General features: G+C 68.9%; 13 protein-coding genes. 8 read left to right on the forward strand and 5 right to left on the reverse strand.

The annotated features are described in order from the left end of the window. The 4 genes from MMSR116_RS00110 to MMSR116_RS00125 all read left to right on the forward strand — a co-directional run bounded on the left by MMSR116_RS00110 (position 1) and on the right by MMSR116_RS00125 (position 6,528). A complete protein-coding gene (locus tag MMSR116_RS00110; protein WP_158168400.1) occupies positions 1 to 768 on the forward strand; it encodes an SDR family oxidoreductase in 768 nt (255 codons plus the stop codon). Between the two features lie 146 nt (positions 769 to 914). Next, complete coding sequence (locus MMSR116_RS00115) at positions 915 to 2,720, forward strand: IlvD/Edd family dehydratase (protein ID WP_158168402.1); 1,806 nt, start codon at positions 915 to 917, stop codon at positions 2,718 to 2,720. 115 nt (positions 2,721 to 2,835) lie between these two features. Then, on the forward strand, positions 2,836 to 5,787 hold the full coding sequence (locus MMSR116_RS00120) for an FAD-binding and (Fe-S)-binding domain-containing protein (RefSeq protein ID WP_158168404.1): 2,952 nt from the start codon (positions 2,836 to 2,838) through the stop codon (positions 5,785 to 5,787). 60 nt (positions 5,788 to 5,847) lie between these two features. Beyond that, the gene (locus MMSR116_RS00125; protein WP_158168406.1) at positions 5,848 to 6,528 is read left to right on the forward strand and encodes a GntR family transcriptional regulator; all 681 of its coding nucleotides are present in this window, start codon (positions 5,848 to 5,850) and stop codon (positions 6,526 to 6,528) included. 72 nt (positions 6,529 to 6,600) lie between these two features. On the opposite strand, the gene MMSR116_RS00130 is transcribed toward MMSR116_RS00125, so the two are convergent. After that, the gene (locus tag MMSR116_RS00130; protein ID WP_158168408.1) at positions 6,601 to 7,254 is read right to left on the reverse strand and encodes a GntR family transcriptional regulator; all 654 of its coding nucleotides are present in this window, start codon (positions 7,252 to 7,254) and stop codon (positions 6,601 to 6,603) included. A gap of 195 nt (positions 7,255 to 7,449) precedes the next feature. Between MMSR116_RS00130 and dctP the strand changes: the two genes are divergently transcribed. The 4 genes from dctP (at position 7,450) to MMSR116_RS00150 (ending at position 11,180) form a co-directional block, all read left to right on the forward strand. Beyond that, a complete protein-coding gene (gene dctP, locus MMSR116_RS00135; RefSeq protein ID WP_158168410.1) occupies positions 7,450 to 8,472 on the forward strand; it encodes a TRAP transporter substrate-binding protein DctP in 1,023 nt (340 codons plus the stop codon). Continuing rightward, positions 8,469 to 9,143, forward strand: coding sequence for a TRAP transporter small permease (locus tag MMSR116_RS00140; RefSeq protein ID WP_158168412.1), 675 nt, complete (start codon positions 8,469 to 8,471; stop codon positions 9,141 to 9,143). Before dctP ends, MMSR116_RS00140 begins: the two co-directional genes overlap by 4 nt. Next, complete coding sequence (locus MMSR116_RS00145; RefSeq protein ID WP_158168414.1) at positions 9,140 to 10,492, forward strand: TRAP transporter large permease; 1,353 nt, start codon at positions 9,140 to 9,142, stop codon at positions 10,490 to 10,492. Before MMSR116_RS00140 ends, MMSR116_RS00145 begins: the two co-directional genes overlap by 4 nt. Before the next feature lie 220 nt (positions 10,493 to 10,712). Beyond that, positions 10,713 to 11,180 (forward strand): YbaK/EbsC family protein, encoded by a 468-nt coding sequence (locus MMSR116_RS00150; protein ID WP_158168416.1) that lies wholly within the window; start codon positions 10,713 to 10,715, stop codon positions 11,178 to 11,180. 9 nt (positions 11,181 to 11,189) lie between these two features. On the opposite strand, the gene MMSR116_RS00155 is transcribed toward MMSR116_RS00150, so the two are convergent. The 4 genes from MMSR116_RS00155 to MMSR116_RS00170 form a co-directional block, all read right to left on the reverse strand. Beyond that, positions 11,190 to 12,002 carry an enoyl-CoA hydratase/isomerase family protein gene (locus MMSR116_RS00155; RefSeq protein ID WP_158168418.1) on the reverse strand — a complete coding sequence of 271 codons (813 nt, stop codon included), beginning with the start codon at positions 12,000 to 12,002 and terminating at the stop codon, positions 11,190 to 11,192. 23 nt (positions 12,003 to 12,025) lie between these two features. Continuing rightward, positions 12,026 to 13,246: a CaiB/BaiF CoA transferase family protein gene (locus MMSR116_RS00160; RefSeq protein ID WP_158168420.1), complete on the reverse strand. Its 1,221-nt coding sequence runs from the start codon at positions 13,244 to 13,246 to the stop codon at positions 12,026 to 12,028. Positions 13,247 to 13,252: 6 nt separating this feature from the next. After that, positions 13,253 to 14,545, reverse strand: a complete 1,293-nt coding sequence (locus MMSR116_RS00165) for an MFS transporter (protein WP_158168422.1) — start codon at positions 14,543 to 14,545, stop codon at positions 13,253 to 13,255. A 224-nt stretch (positions 14,546 to 14,769) separates the two neighbouring features. Beyond that, the gene (locus tag MMSR116_RS00170; protein WP_158168424.1) at positions 14,770 to 16,020 is read right to left on the reverse strand and encodes an MFS transporter; all 1,251 of its coding nucleotides are present in this window, start codon (positions 16,018 to 16,020) and stop codon (positions 14,770 to 14,772) included. Between the last annotated feature and the right edge of the window lie 199 nt (positions 16,021 to 16,219).

Genomic DNA, 16,219 nt, shown 5'->3' on the forward strand with positions numbered 1-16,219 from the left:
ATGGATCTCGGGATTGCCGGCCTGCGGGTGCTGGTGACGGCGGGGGCCGCGGGCATCGGGCGCAGCATCGTCGACGCGTTCCTTGAGGAAGGCGCGCAGGTCTTCGCCTGCGACATCGACGCGGAGGCGCTGGCCGGGCTGCCGCCCGCCGTGGGGCGCAGCCGCACCGACGTGGCCGATCGTGACGCGGTGACGGCGATGATGACTCAGGCGGTCGACGCCCTCGGCGGCCTCGACGTGCTGGTCAACAACGCCGGCATCGCCGGGCCGACCGGCCGGGTCGAGGAGATCGCCCCCGAAGAGTGGGATCGATGCCTGACCGTCTGCCTGACGAGCCAGTTCAACTGCGCGCGGCTGGCCGTGCCGCACCTGCGCCAGAGCGCAAACGCCTCGATCGTCAACCTGTCGTCGGCCGCCGGCAAGTTCGGCTTCGCCCTGCGCAGCCCCTACGCGGCGGCCAAGTGGGGGGTGATCGGCTTCACCAAATCCCTGGCGATCGAGCTCGGCGGGGCCGGCATCCGGGTGAACGCCATCCTGCCAGGGCTCGTCGCCGGCGACCGCCAGCGGCGGGTGCTCGAATCCAAGGCGCAGCAGCAGGGCACCAGCTTCGCCGAGATGGAGGCGCGCGCCTTCTCGTTCGTGTCGGTCAAGGAATACGTAACCGCCCGGCAGCTCGCCGACCAGATCCTGCTGCTCTGCTCGCCCCGTGGCCGGACCATCTCGGGGCAGGCCATCTCCATCGACGGTGACACCCGGATGCTGTCCTGAACGCAACCGCGCGTGGATCATGCTGCGGAGTAGATCGCGGCAGGGTAGGTATCAGGCAGAGCAAGAAGGTGCTGCGCCCAGCGTGACCGGCTGGCGCGCGGGCCTCGAGGGCCAGAGCAACGGCCCGAGGATGTGAGGAAGCGACCATGAGCGACAAACGCCGCGTCTCGCCTGCCGACCTGCGCTCGAAGGCGTGGTTCGACAACCCGCACAATCCGGGCATGACCGCGCTCTACCTGGAGCGCTACCTCAACTACGGGCTGACGCCGGAGGAGCTGCGCTCGGGTAAGCCGCTGATCGGCATCGCGCAGACCGGCTCCGACCTCTCGCCCTGCAACCGCCATCACATCGAGCTGGCCAAGCGGGTCCGGGAGGGGATCACGGCGGCCGGCGGGGTCGCCTTCGAGTTCCCGTGCCATCCGATCCAGGAGACCGGCAAGCGCCCGACGGCATCCCTCGACCGCAACCTCGCCTACCTGTCGCTGGTGGAGGTGCTGTACGGCTACCCGCTGGACGGCGTCGTGCTCCTGACCGGTTGCGACAAGACCATGCCGGCCTGCCTGATGGCGGCCGCGACCGTGAACATCCCGGCGATCTCGCTCAATGTCGGTCCGATGCTCAACGGCTACTTCCACAAGGAGCTGACCGGCTCGGGCACGATCGTCTGGAAGGCCCGCGAGCGCCACGCCGCCGGCGACATCGACTTCCAGCAGTTCATGGACATCGTCGGCTCGTCGGCCCCCTCCACCGGCCATTGCAACACGATGGGCACGGCCTCCACCATGAACGCGCTGGCCGAGGCGCTGGGCCTCGCGCTGCCGGGCTCGGCCGCGATCCCCGCGCCTTACCGCGAGCGGGGGCAGGCGGCCTACGCCACCGGCCAGCGGATCGTCGAGATGGTCTGGGAGGATCTGAAGCCGTCCGACATCCTCACCCGCGAAGCCTTCGAAAACGCCATCGTGGCCAACGCCGCCATCGGCGGTTCGACCAATGCGCCGATCCACATCAACGCCATCGCCAAGCATATCGGTGTGCCGCTCAACTGCGACGACTGGGAGCAGGTCGGGTTCGAGATTCCGCTGCTCGTCGACATGCAGCCCGCCGGCCGCTGGCTCGGGGAGGAGTATTTCCGCGCGGGCGGCCTCCCAGCCGTGTTCGCCGAGCTGATCGAGGCCGGAAAGGTCCATACCGGCGCGCTAACCTGCAACGGCCGCACGGTGGGCGAGAACTACAGCGGCCGGCACAGCTGGAACCGCGACGTGATCCGCGCCTACGCGGAGCCGCTTCTGGAGCGCGCAGGCTTCCTCAACCTCAAGGGCAGCCTGTTCGACTCGGCGATCATGAAGACTTGCGTGATCTCCGAGGAGTTCGCCGCCCGCTACCTGCGCAATCCCGCCGACCCGATGGCGTTCGAGGGCCGCGTGGTCGTGTTCGACGGGCCGGAAGACTACCACACCCGCATCGACGATCCGGCCCTCGACATCGACGAGACCACCATCCTGATCATGCGGGGCGCCGGGCCGATCGGCTATCCGGGCGCCGCCGAGGTGGTGAACATGCAGCCGCCCGGCGCGCTGATCCGGCGCGGCGTGACCTCGCTGCCCTGCGTCGGCGACGGCCGGCAATCCGGCACCTCCGGCACGCCCGCCATCCTCAACGCCTCGCCGGAGGCGGCGGCGGGCGGCGGCTTGGCGCTGCTGCAGACCGGCGACCGGATCCGCATCGACCTGAATCGGCGCAGCGCCGACATCCTGCTGCCGCCCGAGGAGCTGGAGCGGCGGCGGGCGGATCTGGCCGGACGGGGCGGCTTCCCCTACCCGGCCACACAGACGCCCTGGCAGGAGATCTACCGCGATCAGGTGGATCAGCTTGATCAGGGAATGGTGCTCAAGGGCGCGGTCAAGTTCCAGAAGGTCGCGCAAACCTCGGGCGTGCCGCGGGACAACCACTGAGCGCGCTCGGTCCCGCGCCTCAAGCGCACAGATCGCCGAGGGCGATTTCCGTTTCAATGAATTTTGAATACAATCCCCATCCGGTGGTCTCGGATCACCGGGGGAGGATGCGGACGTGAACGGAACGAGGGCGCAGATCGCACCGGCGCCGCGCGCAGCGGCGCGTCTGGACGCCGGCTTGGCACGCCGGCTGGCGGAGCAGCTACAGGGGGAAGCGCGCTTCGACGCTTTCACGCGTGGACGCTACAGCACTGATGCGTCGATCTACCAGATCATGCCGGCCGGCGTGGTTCTGCCGCGCTCGGCCGCCGACATCGCCGCGACCCTCCGGATCGCCGCCGAGCACGGCGCGCCGGTGATCCTGCGCGGCGGCGGCACCTCGCAGAACGGCCAGCCGATCGGCTCCGGCCTCGTGGTCGACTGCTCGCGCCACTTCAACGGTGTGCTCGCCTACGATTCGGAGGCCGGTACGATCACGGTCGAGCCCGGCATGGTGCTGGAGCGGCTGAACGCCCGGGTGAAGGCGGACGGCTGGTTCTTCCCCGTCGAGCCCTCGACGGCGACGCGCTGCACCATCGGCGGCATGGCGGGCAACAATTCCTGCGGCGCCCGCTCCCTGCGCTACGGCAAGATGAGCGACAACGTCGTGGCGATGGAGGCGCTCCTGCCCGACGGCGAGGCCTTCGCGTTCGGCTTCGTCGGCAGGGACGCGTCAGGCGTCACGGGCTCCAGCCGCGCCGAGGCCCTGGCGGAGCGCATGCGCGCCCTCGCCCACACCCATCGCGACGAGATCGCGGCGCGCTATCCGAAGGTGCAGCGGCGGGTGGGCGGCTACAATCTCGACGCGCTGATCGAGGATCGGCCGAACCTCGCCCATCTGCTGGTCGGCTCCGAGGGGACGCTCGCCGCAACGACCTCGGTCACCCTGAAGCTGTCGCGGCTGCCGAAGCACCGGGTGATGGGCGTCTGCCATTTCCCGTCCTTCCGGGCCGCCATGGAGACGACGCAGCACATCGTCGCGCTGGACCCGGTGGCGGTCGAACTGGTGGACAACAACGTGCTGGTTCTCGGAGCCGATATCCCGCTGTTCCGCACGACCCTGGCGGACATCACCCGCGGCAAGCCGACCTGCCTGCTGCTGACGGAATTCGCCGGCGACGACCTCGAAGCCCTGAAGCGCGACCTGAAGCGCCTCGACGCCTGCATGGCCGACCACGGCTACCCGAATGCCGTCGTCGAGGTGGTGGAGCCACCCCGGCAGAAGTCGGTCTGGGAGGTGCGCGAGGCCTGCCTCAACATCATGATGTCGATGAAGGGCGACGCGAAACCCGTCTCGTTCATCGAGGATTGCGCGGTGCCGCTGGAGCACCTCGCCGACTACACCGACGCGGTCACCGAGGTCTTCACCAAGCACGGCACCCGCGGCACGTGGTACGCCCACGCGTCGGTCGGCTGCCTCCATGTCCGGCCGATCCTGAACATGAAGGTGGGCGACGACGTCCGCCGCATGCGCGCGATCGCGGAGGAGACCTCCGAGCTGGTCCGCCGCTACGAGGGCTCCTATTCCGGCGAGCACGGCGACGGGATCTCCCGCTCGGAATACATCGAACCTCTGTTCGGCCCGATCCTGACCCGCGCCTTCGAGACGGTGAAGGACGAGTTCGATCCCGAGAACCGGCTCAATCCCAACAAGATCGTCCGCCCGCTCCGGATGGACGACCGCGAGCTGTTCCGGTTCAAGCCGGACTACGCCGCGTCGCAGCCGCTGAAAACCGCCCTCGACTGGTCGGATTGGGGTGGCTTCGGCGCGGCCGTGGAGATGTGCAACAACAACGGCACCTGCCGGAAGCTCGCGGGCGGGGCGATGTGCCCGTCCTATCGCGCCACCCGCGAGGAGCAGCACCTCACCCGAGGCCGGGCCAACTCCCTGCGGCTCGCCATCTCGGGTCAGCTCGGTGCCGACGCCTTCACCAGCCCGGAGATGAAGCGGACCCTCGACCTCTGCGTGTCCTGCAAGGCCTGCCGCCGCGAGTGCCCGACGGGCGTCGACATGGCCAAGATGAAGATCGAGTTTCTGCACCATTATCACGCCCGGCACGGCCTGCCGCTGCGGGAGCGGCTGATCGCGCTGATGCCGCTCTATGCCGGCGCAGCCGCGAAGCTCGCGCCGCTCCTCAACCTGCGCGACCGGTATCCTGCCCTCGCCGCCCTGTCGGAGCGGATGGCCGGGCTCTCCGCGCGGCGCTCCCTGCCGCGCTGGCGGCGCCCTTGGCGGGAGCAGGGCGAGGCCGCCCATCCCGGCGATGTCGCGGGGGATTTCCGCGACGTCATCCTGTTCGGCGACACCTTCAACCGCGCCTTCGAGCGCGAGAACCTGGAGGCGGCCGAGCGCGTGTTGCGGGCCGCCGGCTACCGCCTGCACCGGGTTGATCCGCCCCGCGGTCGCCGGCCGCTCTGCTGCGGCCGGACATGGCTCGCCTCCGGGCAGACCGACCGGGCGCGCCGGGAGGCGCAGCGCACCCTCGACACGCTGCTGCCGTTCGTCCGTGCCGGGGCGCGGGTGGTCGGCCTGGAGCCGTCCTGCCTGCTCACCTTCCGCGACGAGTTCTCCGCCCTGCTCCCGGGTGAGGACGCCGCCCTGCTCGCCCGGCAATCGGTCCTGTTCGAGGAACTCTTGGCCACCGATCTCTCCGCAGGGCGCATCGAGCTTCCCCTGGCACACCAGGAAGGACGCGTCGCCCACCTGCACGGCCATTGCCACCAGAAATCCTTCGGCCTGATGGGATCGGTGGAGACCGTGCTGCGGGCGGTCCCGGGCCTCGACCTCCGCGTGATCGAATCGAGTTGCTGCGGGATGGCGGGCGCCTTCGGGTATCGGCCGGAATCGATCGACACCTCCTTCGCCATGGCGGAGCTGTCTCTGTTCCCGGCGCTTCGGGCCGCTGGCCCGGACGATCTCGTGGTGGCCGACGGGACAAGCTGCCGTCATCAGATTCATGACGGGCTCGGCCTCCGCGCAGAACATGTGGCTCGCGTTCTGGATCAAGCTCTCGTGCCTCGACACTGAATTGCCGGACACCTACACAAGGGACACAGGTCAATTCGACCTGCCGTGTGTCGGGGGACCATGAACAAGATCGAGCCCGGGATCGGTATCAGCCGCCGCTACCTGCACGACGAGGTGGCGGAGCGGATGCGTGACCTGATCCGGTCCGGCGAGATGGAACCGAAGGCCCGGATCAACGAGAGTGAGCTGACGGAGCGGTTCGGCATCTCGCGCACGCCGCTGCGCGAGGCGATCAAGATCCTCGCCACGGAGGGCCTGCTCGAACTGCTCCCGAACCGGGGCGCGCGCGTCGCCAGCATCTCGGACACCGAGCTTGAGGAGATGATGGAGGTGATTGCCGGTCTCGAGGCAACCGCCGGAGATCTCGCCTGCCGGACCATCAGCGACGCCGAGATCGACGCACTCCTCGTCGATCACGAGGCGATGGTGCGCGCCTGGAAGGCGGGCGACGAGGCCGGCTACTTCAGCCACAACCGCCGGATCCACGAAGGCATCATGGCGGCGAGCCGCAACACGATCCTGGCGAACATCTACGAGAGCCTGTCGGGCCGCATCCAACGCTCGCGCTACTCCGCCCACCAGACGCCGGAACAATGGGCCCGCGCGGTCGCCGAGCACGAGCGGATGATCGAACTGCTGCGCGCCCGCGACGGCGCGGCCCTGGCCGTGCTGATGCGCGAGCACATCCGCGGGAAGAAATCGGTGATCGCGGCGAATTACGGAGACGCGGAGAACGCCTGAGACGCGGCTCGCGCTTCCCGTCTGCCAGACTGCAGGATCTCCCAAGCCTGCCCGGATCGGACGGCGTGACGCTCAGGCCGCGCTCGGTGCGCGCAGGCCGGCCACGAGGTCGGTGAAGCGGTCGCCCTGCACGACCACGTGGCTGCGCAGCGCGTCGGCGGCCCGGGTCTCGTCCCCGGCGAGGATGGCGTCGACGATCGCCTCGTGCTCGGCCAGCGACTGGGGGAGGCGCTGCCGGACGCGCAGCTGCAGGCGGCGGTAGGGCGCCAGCCGGCGATGCAGCGAGAGGGCCTGTTCCGCCAGGAACGCGTTGTGGCTCGCCCGGTACACCACCCGGTGGAACACGTAGTTCTCGGCGTAGTAGGCCTCGGTGTCGGACGTCGCGAGGGCGCTCCGGCAGCCATCGAGGGCCGAACGCAGTGCCGCGGCGTCGTCGGTCCCGAAGCGTCGCGCCGCGAGCCGGCCGCAGGCCGCCTCGATCTCCGCCATGGTCTCGAACATGGCGAGCAGAAGATGAGGCTCGGGCGCGCTGACGATCGCACCCCGCCGGGGCTTGGTCTGCACGAGGCCGGTAACGGCCAGTTGCAGCAGCGCTTCCCGGATCGGCGTACGGGAAACCCCGAACCGCGCCGCGAGCTGGTTCTCGTCGAGGCGCGAACCGAGCGCAAGCTCGCCGGAGACGATCTCGTCTTCGATCCGTTGTCTCAAACGCTGGGCGTGGCTCATTCTGCGATGACCTTTCCCAGGGTCCGGGGCCGCGCACCTCCTCGCGCCGCCCCGCTGTCAGACGGCTGACACGCGGCGACATTATGCAGGCGCGTTGACAAAATATACAAGACGCTCTTTCATGCATACAACGAAGCGGCGCAATATTGCATCGCACAATATTCGGCCGCTTTGTTTGCGGCGCGGGAGAGTATCATGACGCCAACTCGTCGCGCGTTCGTCGGGACCGCCCTCGCGGCACCGATGGTCCTGAAATTCGGCCTCGGATCGGCGCGTGCGGCCACGACGCTGAAGCTGTCCCACCAGTTCCCCGGCGGGACGATCGACGAAGGCGATTTCCGGGACCGCATGTGCCGGAAGTTCGCCAAGGCCGTGAGCGAGCGCTCGAAGGGCGCGCTTGAGGTCCAGGTCTATCCCGGCTCCTCGCTGATGAAGACGAACGCGCAGTTCGGCGCCATGCGCAAGGGCGCGCTGGACATGTCGCTCTATCCGAGCCCCTATGCGGGCGGCGAGGTGCCGGAGCTCAACATCGGCCTGATGCCGGCCCTAGTGACCTCCTACGCCCAGGCCGTGGCGTGGAAGGGCGCCCCGGTGGGCCGCAAGCTCGCCGAGATCCTCGATTCCAAGGGCATCATCCTCGTCTCCTGGGTCTGGCAGGCCGGCGGCGTCGCCAGCCGCGAGCGTCCGCTCGTCGCTCCGGCCGACGCCAAGGGCATGAAGGTCCGCGGCGGCTCCCGCGAGATGGACATGATGATGAAGGAGGCGGGCGCCGCCACCCTCTCGATCCCGTCGAACGAATCCTACGCGGCGATGCAGACGGGCGCCTGCGACGCGGTCATCACCTCGTCCACCAGCCTGATCTCCTTCCGCCTGGAAGAGTTGGCCAAGGCGCTCACCTCCGGCCGGGAGCGGTCCTACTGGTTCATGCTCGAGCCGATCATGATGTCCAAGACCGTGTTCTCCGGCCTGCCGAAAGATCAGCAGGACCTGATCATGGCGGTCGGCACCGAGCTCGAAGCCTTCGGGCAGGCCGGCGCCAAGGAGGACGACACGCGCGTCGAGGAGATCTTCACCAAGGCGGGCGCCAAGGTCTCGCAACTCGACGAGAAGTCGCTCGGTCAGTGGCGCGACCTCGCGCGGAGCACCGCCTGGAAGGACTACGCCGGCAAGAACGCGAACTGCGCGGAGCTGCTCAAGCTCGCGGAGCAGGTCGCGTGAGCCACGGCTTCGACGCGGCGACCGCGGCTCCGGACGCCCGGGCCGCGGACGAGCCCCGGCTGCCGGGGCTGCTTGGCGTCCTGGACCGGACGATGCGGCTCCTGAACCGGGTGATCCTGGGGCTCGGCGGCCTGTGCCTCGTGGCGGCCTGCCTCGTCCTGACCCACAGCGTGGTCGTCCGCTACCTGCTGAAGGAGCCGACCGAGTGGCAGGACGAGATGGCGGTGTTCCTGATCATCGGCGCGACCTTCCTGTCCGCGGCCGGCGTCCAGGCCAAGCGCGGCCACGTGGCGATCGAGGCGTTGACGGGTTTGCTGCCCCCGGCCGCCAACCGGGTGCGGCTGCTGCTGGCCGATTGCGTCAGCCTCGCCTTCTGCTTGTTCTTCGCCTGGAAGAGCTGGTCACTCGACCATGAGGCCTGGGTCGACGGCCAAGTGTCGCAATCGACCTGGGGACCGCCGCTGTGGATCCCCTACACGCTCATGTCGGTCGGCATGAGCCTGCTCTGTCTGCAATTCGCCCTCCAGATCGCGGAGGCGCTGGCCTACGGTCCCCGCGCGGCCGGTTGGGCCAAGCCGAAGATCGGGCTCGGCGCCGATCTGAACCAGACCCTGGCTCCGGAAGGTCCGGATCCGATGGGCCAAACGGTCACCGCGAAGGGTAAACGATGAGCACGGCCGCGATCGGCTTCCTGTACGCGGGCGCCACGCTCGGCGCGATGCTGTCGGGCATCCCCATCGCGTTCGCGCTGGGCTTCGTGGCCTTGGCCTTCATGGTGGCGTTCATGCCGGGCGCATCCCTCGATACGGTGGCGCAGAACGTCTACGAGGAGATGGCCTCGATCACCCTGCTGTCGATCCCGCTCTTCATCCTGAAGGGCGCGGCGATCGGGCGGTCCCGGGCGGGCCAGGATCTCTACTCAGCCATGCATGCCTGGATGCACCGCATCCCCGGTGGCCTCGGCATCGCCAACGTCTTCGCCTGCGCGCTGTTCGCCGCCATGGCGGGATCGAGCCCTGCGACCTGCTCGGCCATCGGCTCGGCCGGCATCCCCGAGATGCGCAAGCGCGGCTACTCGCCGGGCTTCGCGGCCGGGATCATCGCGGCCGGCGGCACTTTGGGTATCCTGCTGCCGCCCTCGATCACCATGATCCTCTACGCGGTTGCGGCCGAGCAGTCGCTGGGCCGGCTGTTCCTCGCGGGGATCGGCCCGGGGCTGCTGCTGGTCGGGCTGTTCGCAACGTGGTCGATGATCCGCTTCCGCTCGGAATACGCGACCGCGAAGGCGGCCCTGGAGCGCGGCGGCCCGGCCTCGCCGATCCTGGCGGACGAGCAGTACAGCATGGCGCAGCGCTTCTCGACGCTGCCGAGGGTGCTGCCCTTCGTGGTCCTGCTGACCGGCGTGATGGTGGCGCTGTACGGCGGCTACGCCACGCCGTCCGAGACGGCGGGCCTCGGCGGCCTCATGGCGCTGGCGCTGATCGCCGCGATCTACGGCGTCTGGCGGTTCCGAGACGTCAGCCCGATCCTGACCGCCACGCTGCGGGAATCGACGATGCTGATGCTGATCATCGGCATGTCGCTGCTCTACGCCTACGTGATGAGCTACCTGCACATCTCGCAATCGGCCGCGCAGGCGATCGTGGCGATGCAGCTCTCGCCGTGGGTGCTGCTGGTCACGATCCTGTCGCTGGTGATCGTGCTGGGCTTCTTCCTGCCGCCGGTGTCGATCATCCTGATGACGGCGCCGATCATCCTGCCGCCGCTCAAGGCCGCGGGCTTCGATCTCGTGTGGTTCGGCGTGGTGATGACCATCACGATGGAGATGGGGCTGATCCACCCGCCGGTGGGCCTCAACATCTTCGTCATCAAGAACATCGCGCCGGACATCCCGCTGTCCGACATCATCTGGGGCACGCTGCCGTTCGTGCTGCTGATGGCGGTGGCGATTCTGATCCTCTGTCTCGTGCCGGGGATCGCCATGTGGCTGCCGGATCTGCTGCTGACGTCGACGCGGTAGGCATTTTGCGCGGTGGCCGTCTGAAGGCGGAGACCGCCGCGCACCCCCTCCCCCCCTTCGCGGGAGAGGGAGAGAGGCGGCGCGGGTTGCACTCCGCTTAGCAAGAGGGCGTGCAACTCTGCTGCCCCGCCATGCGCGAAGCGAAGCCAGACTTCGGTCGCGACTCGAACGGCCCCAGCTTAGGTGAACGCCCACACCGTTCGGCGTCCCAGGATCCGCCATGAGTCTCGCCTCAGTCCGGGCATTCTTCGCCGAGAAGGCGCCCGATATCGCGGTCCTTGAACTCGAAACCCGCACCGCAACCGTGGCGGAGGCCGCCGCAGCCCACGGCGTCGCCCCGGCGCAGATCGCCAAGACCCTCTCGCTAAGGGTCGGCGATCAGGTCGTCCTGGTGGTGACCCGCGGTGACGCGCGGCTCGACAACAAGAAAGCCAAGGCAGTCCTCGGCGGCAAGGTGCGGATGCTCGATCTGGCAGAGGTCGAGGCCATCACCGGCCACCCCGTCGGCGGCGTGTGCCCGTTCGGGCTCGTCGCGCCGCTGCCAGTCTATTGCGACGTCTCGCTCAAGGCGTTCGACGAGGTCGTGCCGGCCGCCGGCAGCACGCACAGCGCGGTCCGGATCGCGCCGGAGCGGATGGCCGCGCTCACCGCCGCCACCTGGGTCGATGTCTGCCAGGAAACCGGCTGAAGGCGGCGCCTAGCGGCCGGTCCAGTTCGGAGGCCGCTTGCCCAGGAAGGCCTCCATGCCCTCGCGGAAATCCTGGCTCATGTAGCACATGAGGATCAGGTCATCACCCGGATGCGGCGCGCCGTCGGCGGGCGCCTCCTCCTCGGCGAGGCGCCGCAGCCCTTCCTTGGTCGCCTGCATGGTGAGCGGTGCGTGTCCGGCCAGCAGCTGCGCCAGGGTATCGACCCGCTCGGTGAGCGCGTCGCGGTCATCGACGACCTCGCCCACGAGCCCGATGGCCAGCGCCTCCTCGGCGCCGACGAGGCGTGCCGTGAAGATGATGTCCTTGACCCGCGCCGCGCCGATGAGACCGGAGAGCCGTTTGAGGTTGCCCTGGCTCAGACAGTTGCCCAGCGTCCGCGCGATCGGGAAGCCGAAGCGCGCATCACGGGTGGCGATGCGCAGGTCGCAGGCCGCCGCGATCGCCGCGCCGCCGCCCGTGCAGGCGCCGGCGATCGCCGCGATGGTCGGCACGCGCAGCCGCTCCAGCGTGCCCAGCACACGATCCATGAACCGCTCGTAGCCCAGCGCGTCCTCGGCGGTGCTGAAGCTGCGGAACTGGCCGATGTCGGTGCCGGCCGCGAAGGCCTTGTCGCCGGCCCCGGTGATGATCAGCGCCTTGACATTCGGGTCGTCGGTGATCGCGTCGCAGCAGGTGATGAGGCCCTGGTACATCGCGAAGGTCATCGCGTTGCGGGCCTGCGGCCGGTTGAGGACGATGCGGGCGATGCCGCCCTCGTCCGTGGTGAACAGCAGCTCGTCGGTCGCGGGCGCGGCTTTCATGGCACGGTCTCCGTTCGGCGGGGTCAGGCCGCGGTCTCGCGGACCACTCCCCGCGCGATCAGGCCGTCGATCTCGGCGGCCGAATAGCCAGCCTCCGCCAGGATCGCCCGGGAATGCTCGCCGAGCAACGGGGCCGGCCCGTGCACGCGCCCGGGCGTGTCGGAGAACTTCACCGGCAGGCCGAGGGTCTTCATCGGCCCGACGCGCGGGTGATTGACCTCCACAACCATCTCCCGGGCCAGCGTCTGCGGGTCCCGATGCATGGCGTTCACGTCCAGCACCGGGCCGGCCGGGACGCCCCCCGCCTCCAGGCGCGCGAGCCATTCCGCCGAGCCGTGCTCCCGGAACACCGGCGCCAGGGTCGCGGCGAGCTCGTGCCGGTTCGCCATCCGGTCCCGATTATGGGCGAAGCGCTCATCCTCGGCGAGCGCGTCCGCCCCGATCGCCTTCAGAAGCCGCAGCCAGTTGGTCTGGTTGGCGGCCCCGATGGTGATCCAGCCATCGGCGGTCTCGAATGCCTCGTAGGGTGCGTTCAGCGGATGGGCCGAGCCCATCGGGCCGGGGGCGGTGCCGGTCGCCATGGCGATGGCCGACTGCCAGTAGGTGTGGGTGATCCCCGCCTCGAAAAGGGACGTGTCGACCGCCTGCCCCTTTCCGGTCCGGAGGCGGTTGGAATAGGCCGCCAGCACGCCCATGGCGGCCAGGATGCCGGCGGTGATGTCGGTCACCGGCGGCCCACATTTCATCGGCGGACGGCCGGCCCCCTCGCCCGTCACCGACATGAGCCCGCTCATGCCCTGCGCCACGAGGTCGAACCCGGCGCGGTCGGCGTAGGGCCCGGTGCGGCCGAAGCCCGAGAGCGAGCAGTAGACCAGTTCCGGGAATTCCTGCCGCAGGGTCTCGTAGCCGATCCCCAGGCGCTCCATCGTGCCGCCGCGGTAGTTCTCGATCAGCGCGTCGGCGCCCTTGAGCAGGCGGCGCAGGACGCCCACCCCGTCCGGATCCTTCAGGTCGAGGCTGATGCCGCGCTTGCCGCGGTTCATCATCATGTAGGCGGCGCTCTCGCCCTCCAGAGCCGGCGGCACCGTGCGGCGGGTGTCGTCGCCGTCCATCTTCTCGACCTTGATCACCTCCGCGCCCATGTCGGCGAGCATCAGCCCGCAGACTGGGCCGGCCATGATGTGCGCGAGTTCGATCACCCGCATCCCGGCGAGGGGACCGGACCGTCCACTGGATGCTGCCATCCTCCGCTACTCTCCTGCCGTCACGGTCGCGGCCGGGGCGACGGGTCCCGTCGCGGGCTCCACGAACTCCCGCTCGGGATGCATCGTGAAGGCGAGGCCGGCGCCGAGCAAGCAGAGGCCGATCGAGCCGACGAACGGCAGGGTCCAGCTTCCCGTCATGTCCACGATGACGCCGAAGACGATCGGCGAGACGATCGCCGCGATGGCCGAGCCGGTGTTCATCAGGCCGCTCGCCGTCCCGGCATATTTCGGCGCGATGTCCATCGGCACCGACCAGATCGGCCCGATCACGAGCTCGGCGAAGAAGAAGCCGGACGACAGGAGGAGCGCCACCAGCGTCAGATCGCGCGTCATGAACACGCCGGCGAGGCTCGCGGCCGCGCCGAGGAACCCAACCACGATGACCGAGAGACGCGCGAGCTTCACCTTGCCGGTCCGATGCAGGATGGAGTCGCTCAGCATCCCGCCCACCGTGTCGCCGACCACGCCGGCGAAGAACACGCCGGAGGCGAACAGCGCCGAGTTCTTCAGGTCGAGGCCGTAATTCTCCTTGAAGAAGCTCGGAAGCCAGCCGAGAAACAGCCACAGCGTCCAGCCGTAGCAGAAATACGTGACGGTTACAGGAAGCATCCGCCGGGTCAGGGCGCCCCACGGAACGCTCTGCTTCGCGCCGACCTTGCGGGGTGGGGGCAGCGTCTCCAGCTCCGCGCGGGTGATCGCCGGGTGCTCGGACGGATCGTCGCGGAAGTAGAGCCACCAGATCGCGACCCAGATGAAGCTCACGGCGCCGAGGATCACGAAGCTGGTCCGCCACCCGAAATGGTAGATCAGGAACGCGACGATCGGCGGGGCCACGGCGTTGCCGAGGCGGGCGAAGGCGTGGGTGATGCCCTGCGCGAAGCCGCGCCGGCCGGGCGCGGTCCAATTCTGCATGGCACGCGTCGCGGTCGGGAAGGTCGCGCCCTCGCCGAAGCCGAGGAGCACCCGCGCCAGGAACAAGCTCACCAGCCCACCGACCATGCCGGTGAGGATCGTGGCCGCGGCCCAGATCACGCCGCAGGCGAGCAGCGTGCGCCGTGCGCCGAACTTGTCGCCCACCGAGCCGCCGATCACCTGGAAGATCGCGTAGGGATAGGCGAAAGCCGACAGGATCAAGCCGAAATCGGTCTTGGACATGCCAAAGTCGCGCATGATCTCTGCGCCGGCCGTGGCGATGTTCACCCGGTCCAGATAGGTGATGAAATACATCACGCAGAGCAGGCCGAGCACGCCATTCGTGGCGCTGATGCGCTTCGACATCGACCGTTCCTCCACCTGTGGACGCCGCCGCGCGCGGTCGTCGGGCGCCTCGACCGCAGGGTCGGGCGCTCTCTCGTAATGCATTATTCAAACGGTTCCGGAGCCGGAAGGCAACCGCTGAACTGCATCCTTCAGGTGAAACGTGCGGATTGCCAGCAAGCGAGAGCGGGGACCGCCGGGGTCCCCGCGTCGAATGCCGCGCTGCTGCGGCCTGGAGGATGTGGTCAGGCGGTGGCGGGCCGGAGCTGACCCTGTTCCGCCTCCGCGGCGGTCCCGAGAGCTTTGCCGCGCGGCCCGACCCAGCTCCCGACCCATTTGCGCTGCCATAGGGCGAGGCAACCGAGCACCAGGGCGGTGAAGGCGGCGTAGCCGATGAAGCCCATCGAGAACGAGCCGGTATACTGCTTGGACAGGCCCATCACGTTCGGCAGGATCGCGCCGCCGAGGGCGCCGACTTCGCCGATCATCGAGCCGGCCACCGCGGTGTTGGTGGGCCAGCGCAGGGGCACGAGCTGGAACAGCGCGCCGTTGCCGGCGCCGAGCGCCGCGAAGCACAGCATGAACAGGATCGTGGTGAGGGCGAGCGACGGGGTCGCGGTCAGCGACAGGAACGTGGCGATCGCCGCGAGCAGCACCACCGACAGGACGGCGATCCCACCCATCCGGTCGGCAAAGTAGCCGCCGACGATCCGGATGCCCGAACCCATGAAGGCCGCCAGCATGGTCAGCCGCCCGGCCTCGACCTTCGTGACGGCGAACTGCTCGTAGAAGAAGGTGGGCAGGAAGTTCGACAGGCCGACGAAGCCGCCGAAGGTGATCACGTAGATCAGCGAGAAGGCCCAGCCGTCCTTCGTGAACAGGCAGGAGACGTGCTCCTTGAAGGACTGGTGCTCGCAATCCGGCGGTTCCTTGGCCAGCACGATCATGACGGCGAGCGGCAGCAGCATGACCACGCCGGCGAAGGCGTAGGTGGTCTGCCAGCCGTAGGCCTGCGCCAGCGGCGGCGCGAACAAAACCGCCAGCACGGTTCCGGAATTGCCGGCACCCGCGATCCCCATGGCCAGGCCCTTGTGCTCCGGCGGGAACCAGCCCGAGCCCAGCGACAGCGCCACGCCGAACGAGGCGCCCGCGATGCCGAGCAGGACTCCCATGGCGAGCACGTGGTTGTACGAGGAGACGAACAGGTATCCGTAGGCCATCGCCAGCATGATCACGGTCATCTCGGTGATCGCGGCGTTCTTGCGGCCGATATATTGGGCCAGAACCCCGAGCGGGAAGCGCATGAGCGCGCCCGCGAGGATCGGTAGGGAGATCATGAAACCGGTCTGGGCCGGGGTCAGCTTGTAAGTCTCGGTGATGAACGGGCCCATGGCGCCGTTCAGGACCCAGATCGCGAAGCAGAAATCGAAATACAGGAAGGCGGCGAACAGCGTCGGGGGGTGACCCGACTTCATCACGGTCTTGAAGCTGGCCATAGAGGTGCTCGTCTTGAAAGGGCGAACCGTCACGCGGTCGCTCATGCCGGGGATCCGGACTCACACCGTCCGCTGTTTGGAGCGCCGTTGCTCCGCCGCCGCAGCAGGCGCGGCCAGTGCGGCAATGCAGCGAGCGTGCCAAGCTTCGGACCTCGCGCGATTGAGCGATGGCGGTATGGCCTCTTGCCGAAGCCGGCCC

This window comes from Methylobacterium mesophilicum SR1.6/6 (genome assembly GCF_000364445.2).
GTDB classification, from domain to species: domain Bacteria; phylum Pseudomonadota; class Alphaproteobacteria; order Rhizobiales; family Beijerinckiaceae; genus Methylobacterium; species Methylobacterium mesophilicum_A.

What these genes read in the sequence shown, in the direction of transcription:
- MMSR116_RS00150 (WP_158168416.1), top strand. Translation starts at nt 10,713, where the DNA reads ATGAGTCTCGCCTCAGTCCGGGCATTCTTCGCCGAGAAGGCGCCCGAT.
- MMSR116_RS00115 (WP_158168402.1), top strand. Translation starts at nt 915, where the DNA reads ATGAGCGACAAACGCCGCGTCTCGCCTGCCGACCTGCGCTCGAAGGCG.
- MMSR116_RS00165 (WP_158168422.1), bottom strand. Translation starts at nt 14,545, where the DNA reads ATGTCGAAGCGCATCAGCGCCACGAATGGCGTGCTCGGCCTGCTCTGC.
- MMSR116_RS00160 (WP_158168420.1), bottom strand. Translation starts at nt 13,246, where the DNA reads ATGGCAGCATCCAGTGGACGGTCCGGTCCCCTCGCCGGGATGCGGGTG.
- MMSR116_RS00130 (WP_158168408.1), bottom strand. Translation starts at nt 7,254, where the DNA reads ATGAGCCACGCCCAGCGTTTGAGACAACGGATCGAAGACGAGATCGTC.
- MMSR116_RS00170 (WP_158168424.1), bottom strand. Translation starts at nt 16,020, where the DNA reads ATGGCCAGCTTCAAGACCGTGATGAAGTCGGGTCACCCCCCGACGCTG.
- MMSR116_RS00155 (WP_158168418.1), bottom strand. Translation starts at nt 12,002, where the DNA reads ATGAAAGCCGCGCCCGCGACCGACGAGCTGCTGTTCACCACGGACGAG.
- MMSR116_RS00110 (WP_158168400.1), top strand. Translation starts at nt 1, where the DNA reads ATGGATCTCGGGATTGCCGGCCTGCGGGTGCTGGTGACGGCGGGGGCC.
- MMSR116_RS00125 (WP_158168406.1), top strand. Translation starts at nt 5,848, where the DNA reads ATGAACAAGATCGAGCCCGGGATCGGTATCAGCCGCCGCTACCTGCAC.
- dctP (WP_158168410.1), top strand. Translation starts at nt 7,450, where the DNA reads ATGACGCCAACTCGTCGCGCGTTCGTCGGGACCGCCCTCGCGGCACCG.
- MMSR116_RS00145 (WP_158168414.1), top strand. Translation starts at nt 9,140, where the DNA reads ATGAGCACGGCCGCGATCGGCTTCCTGTACGCGGGCGCCACGCTCGGC.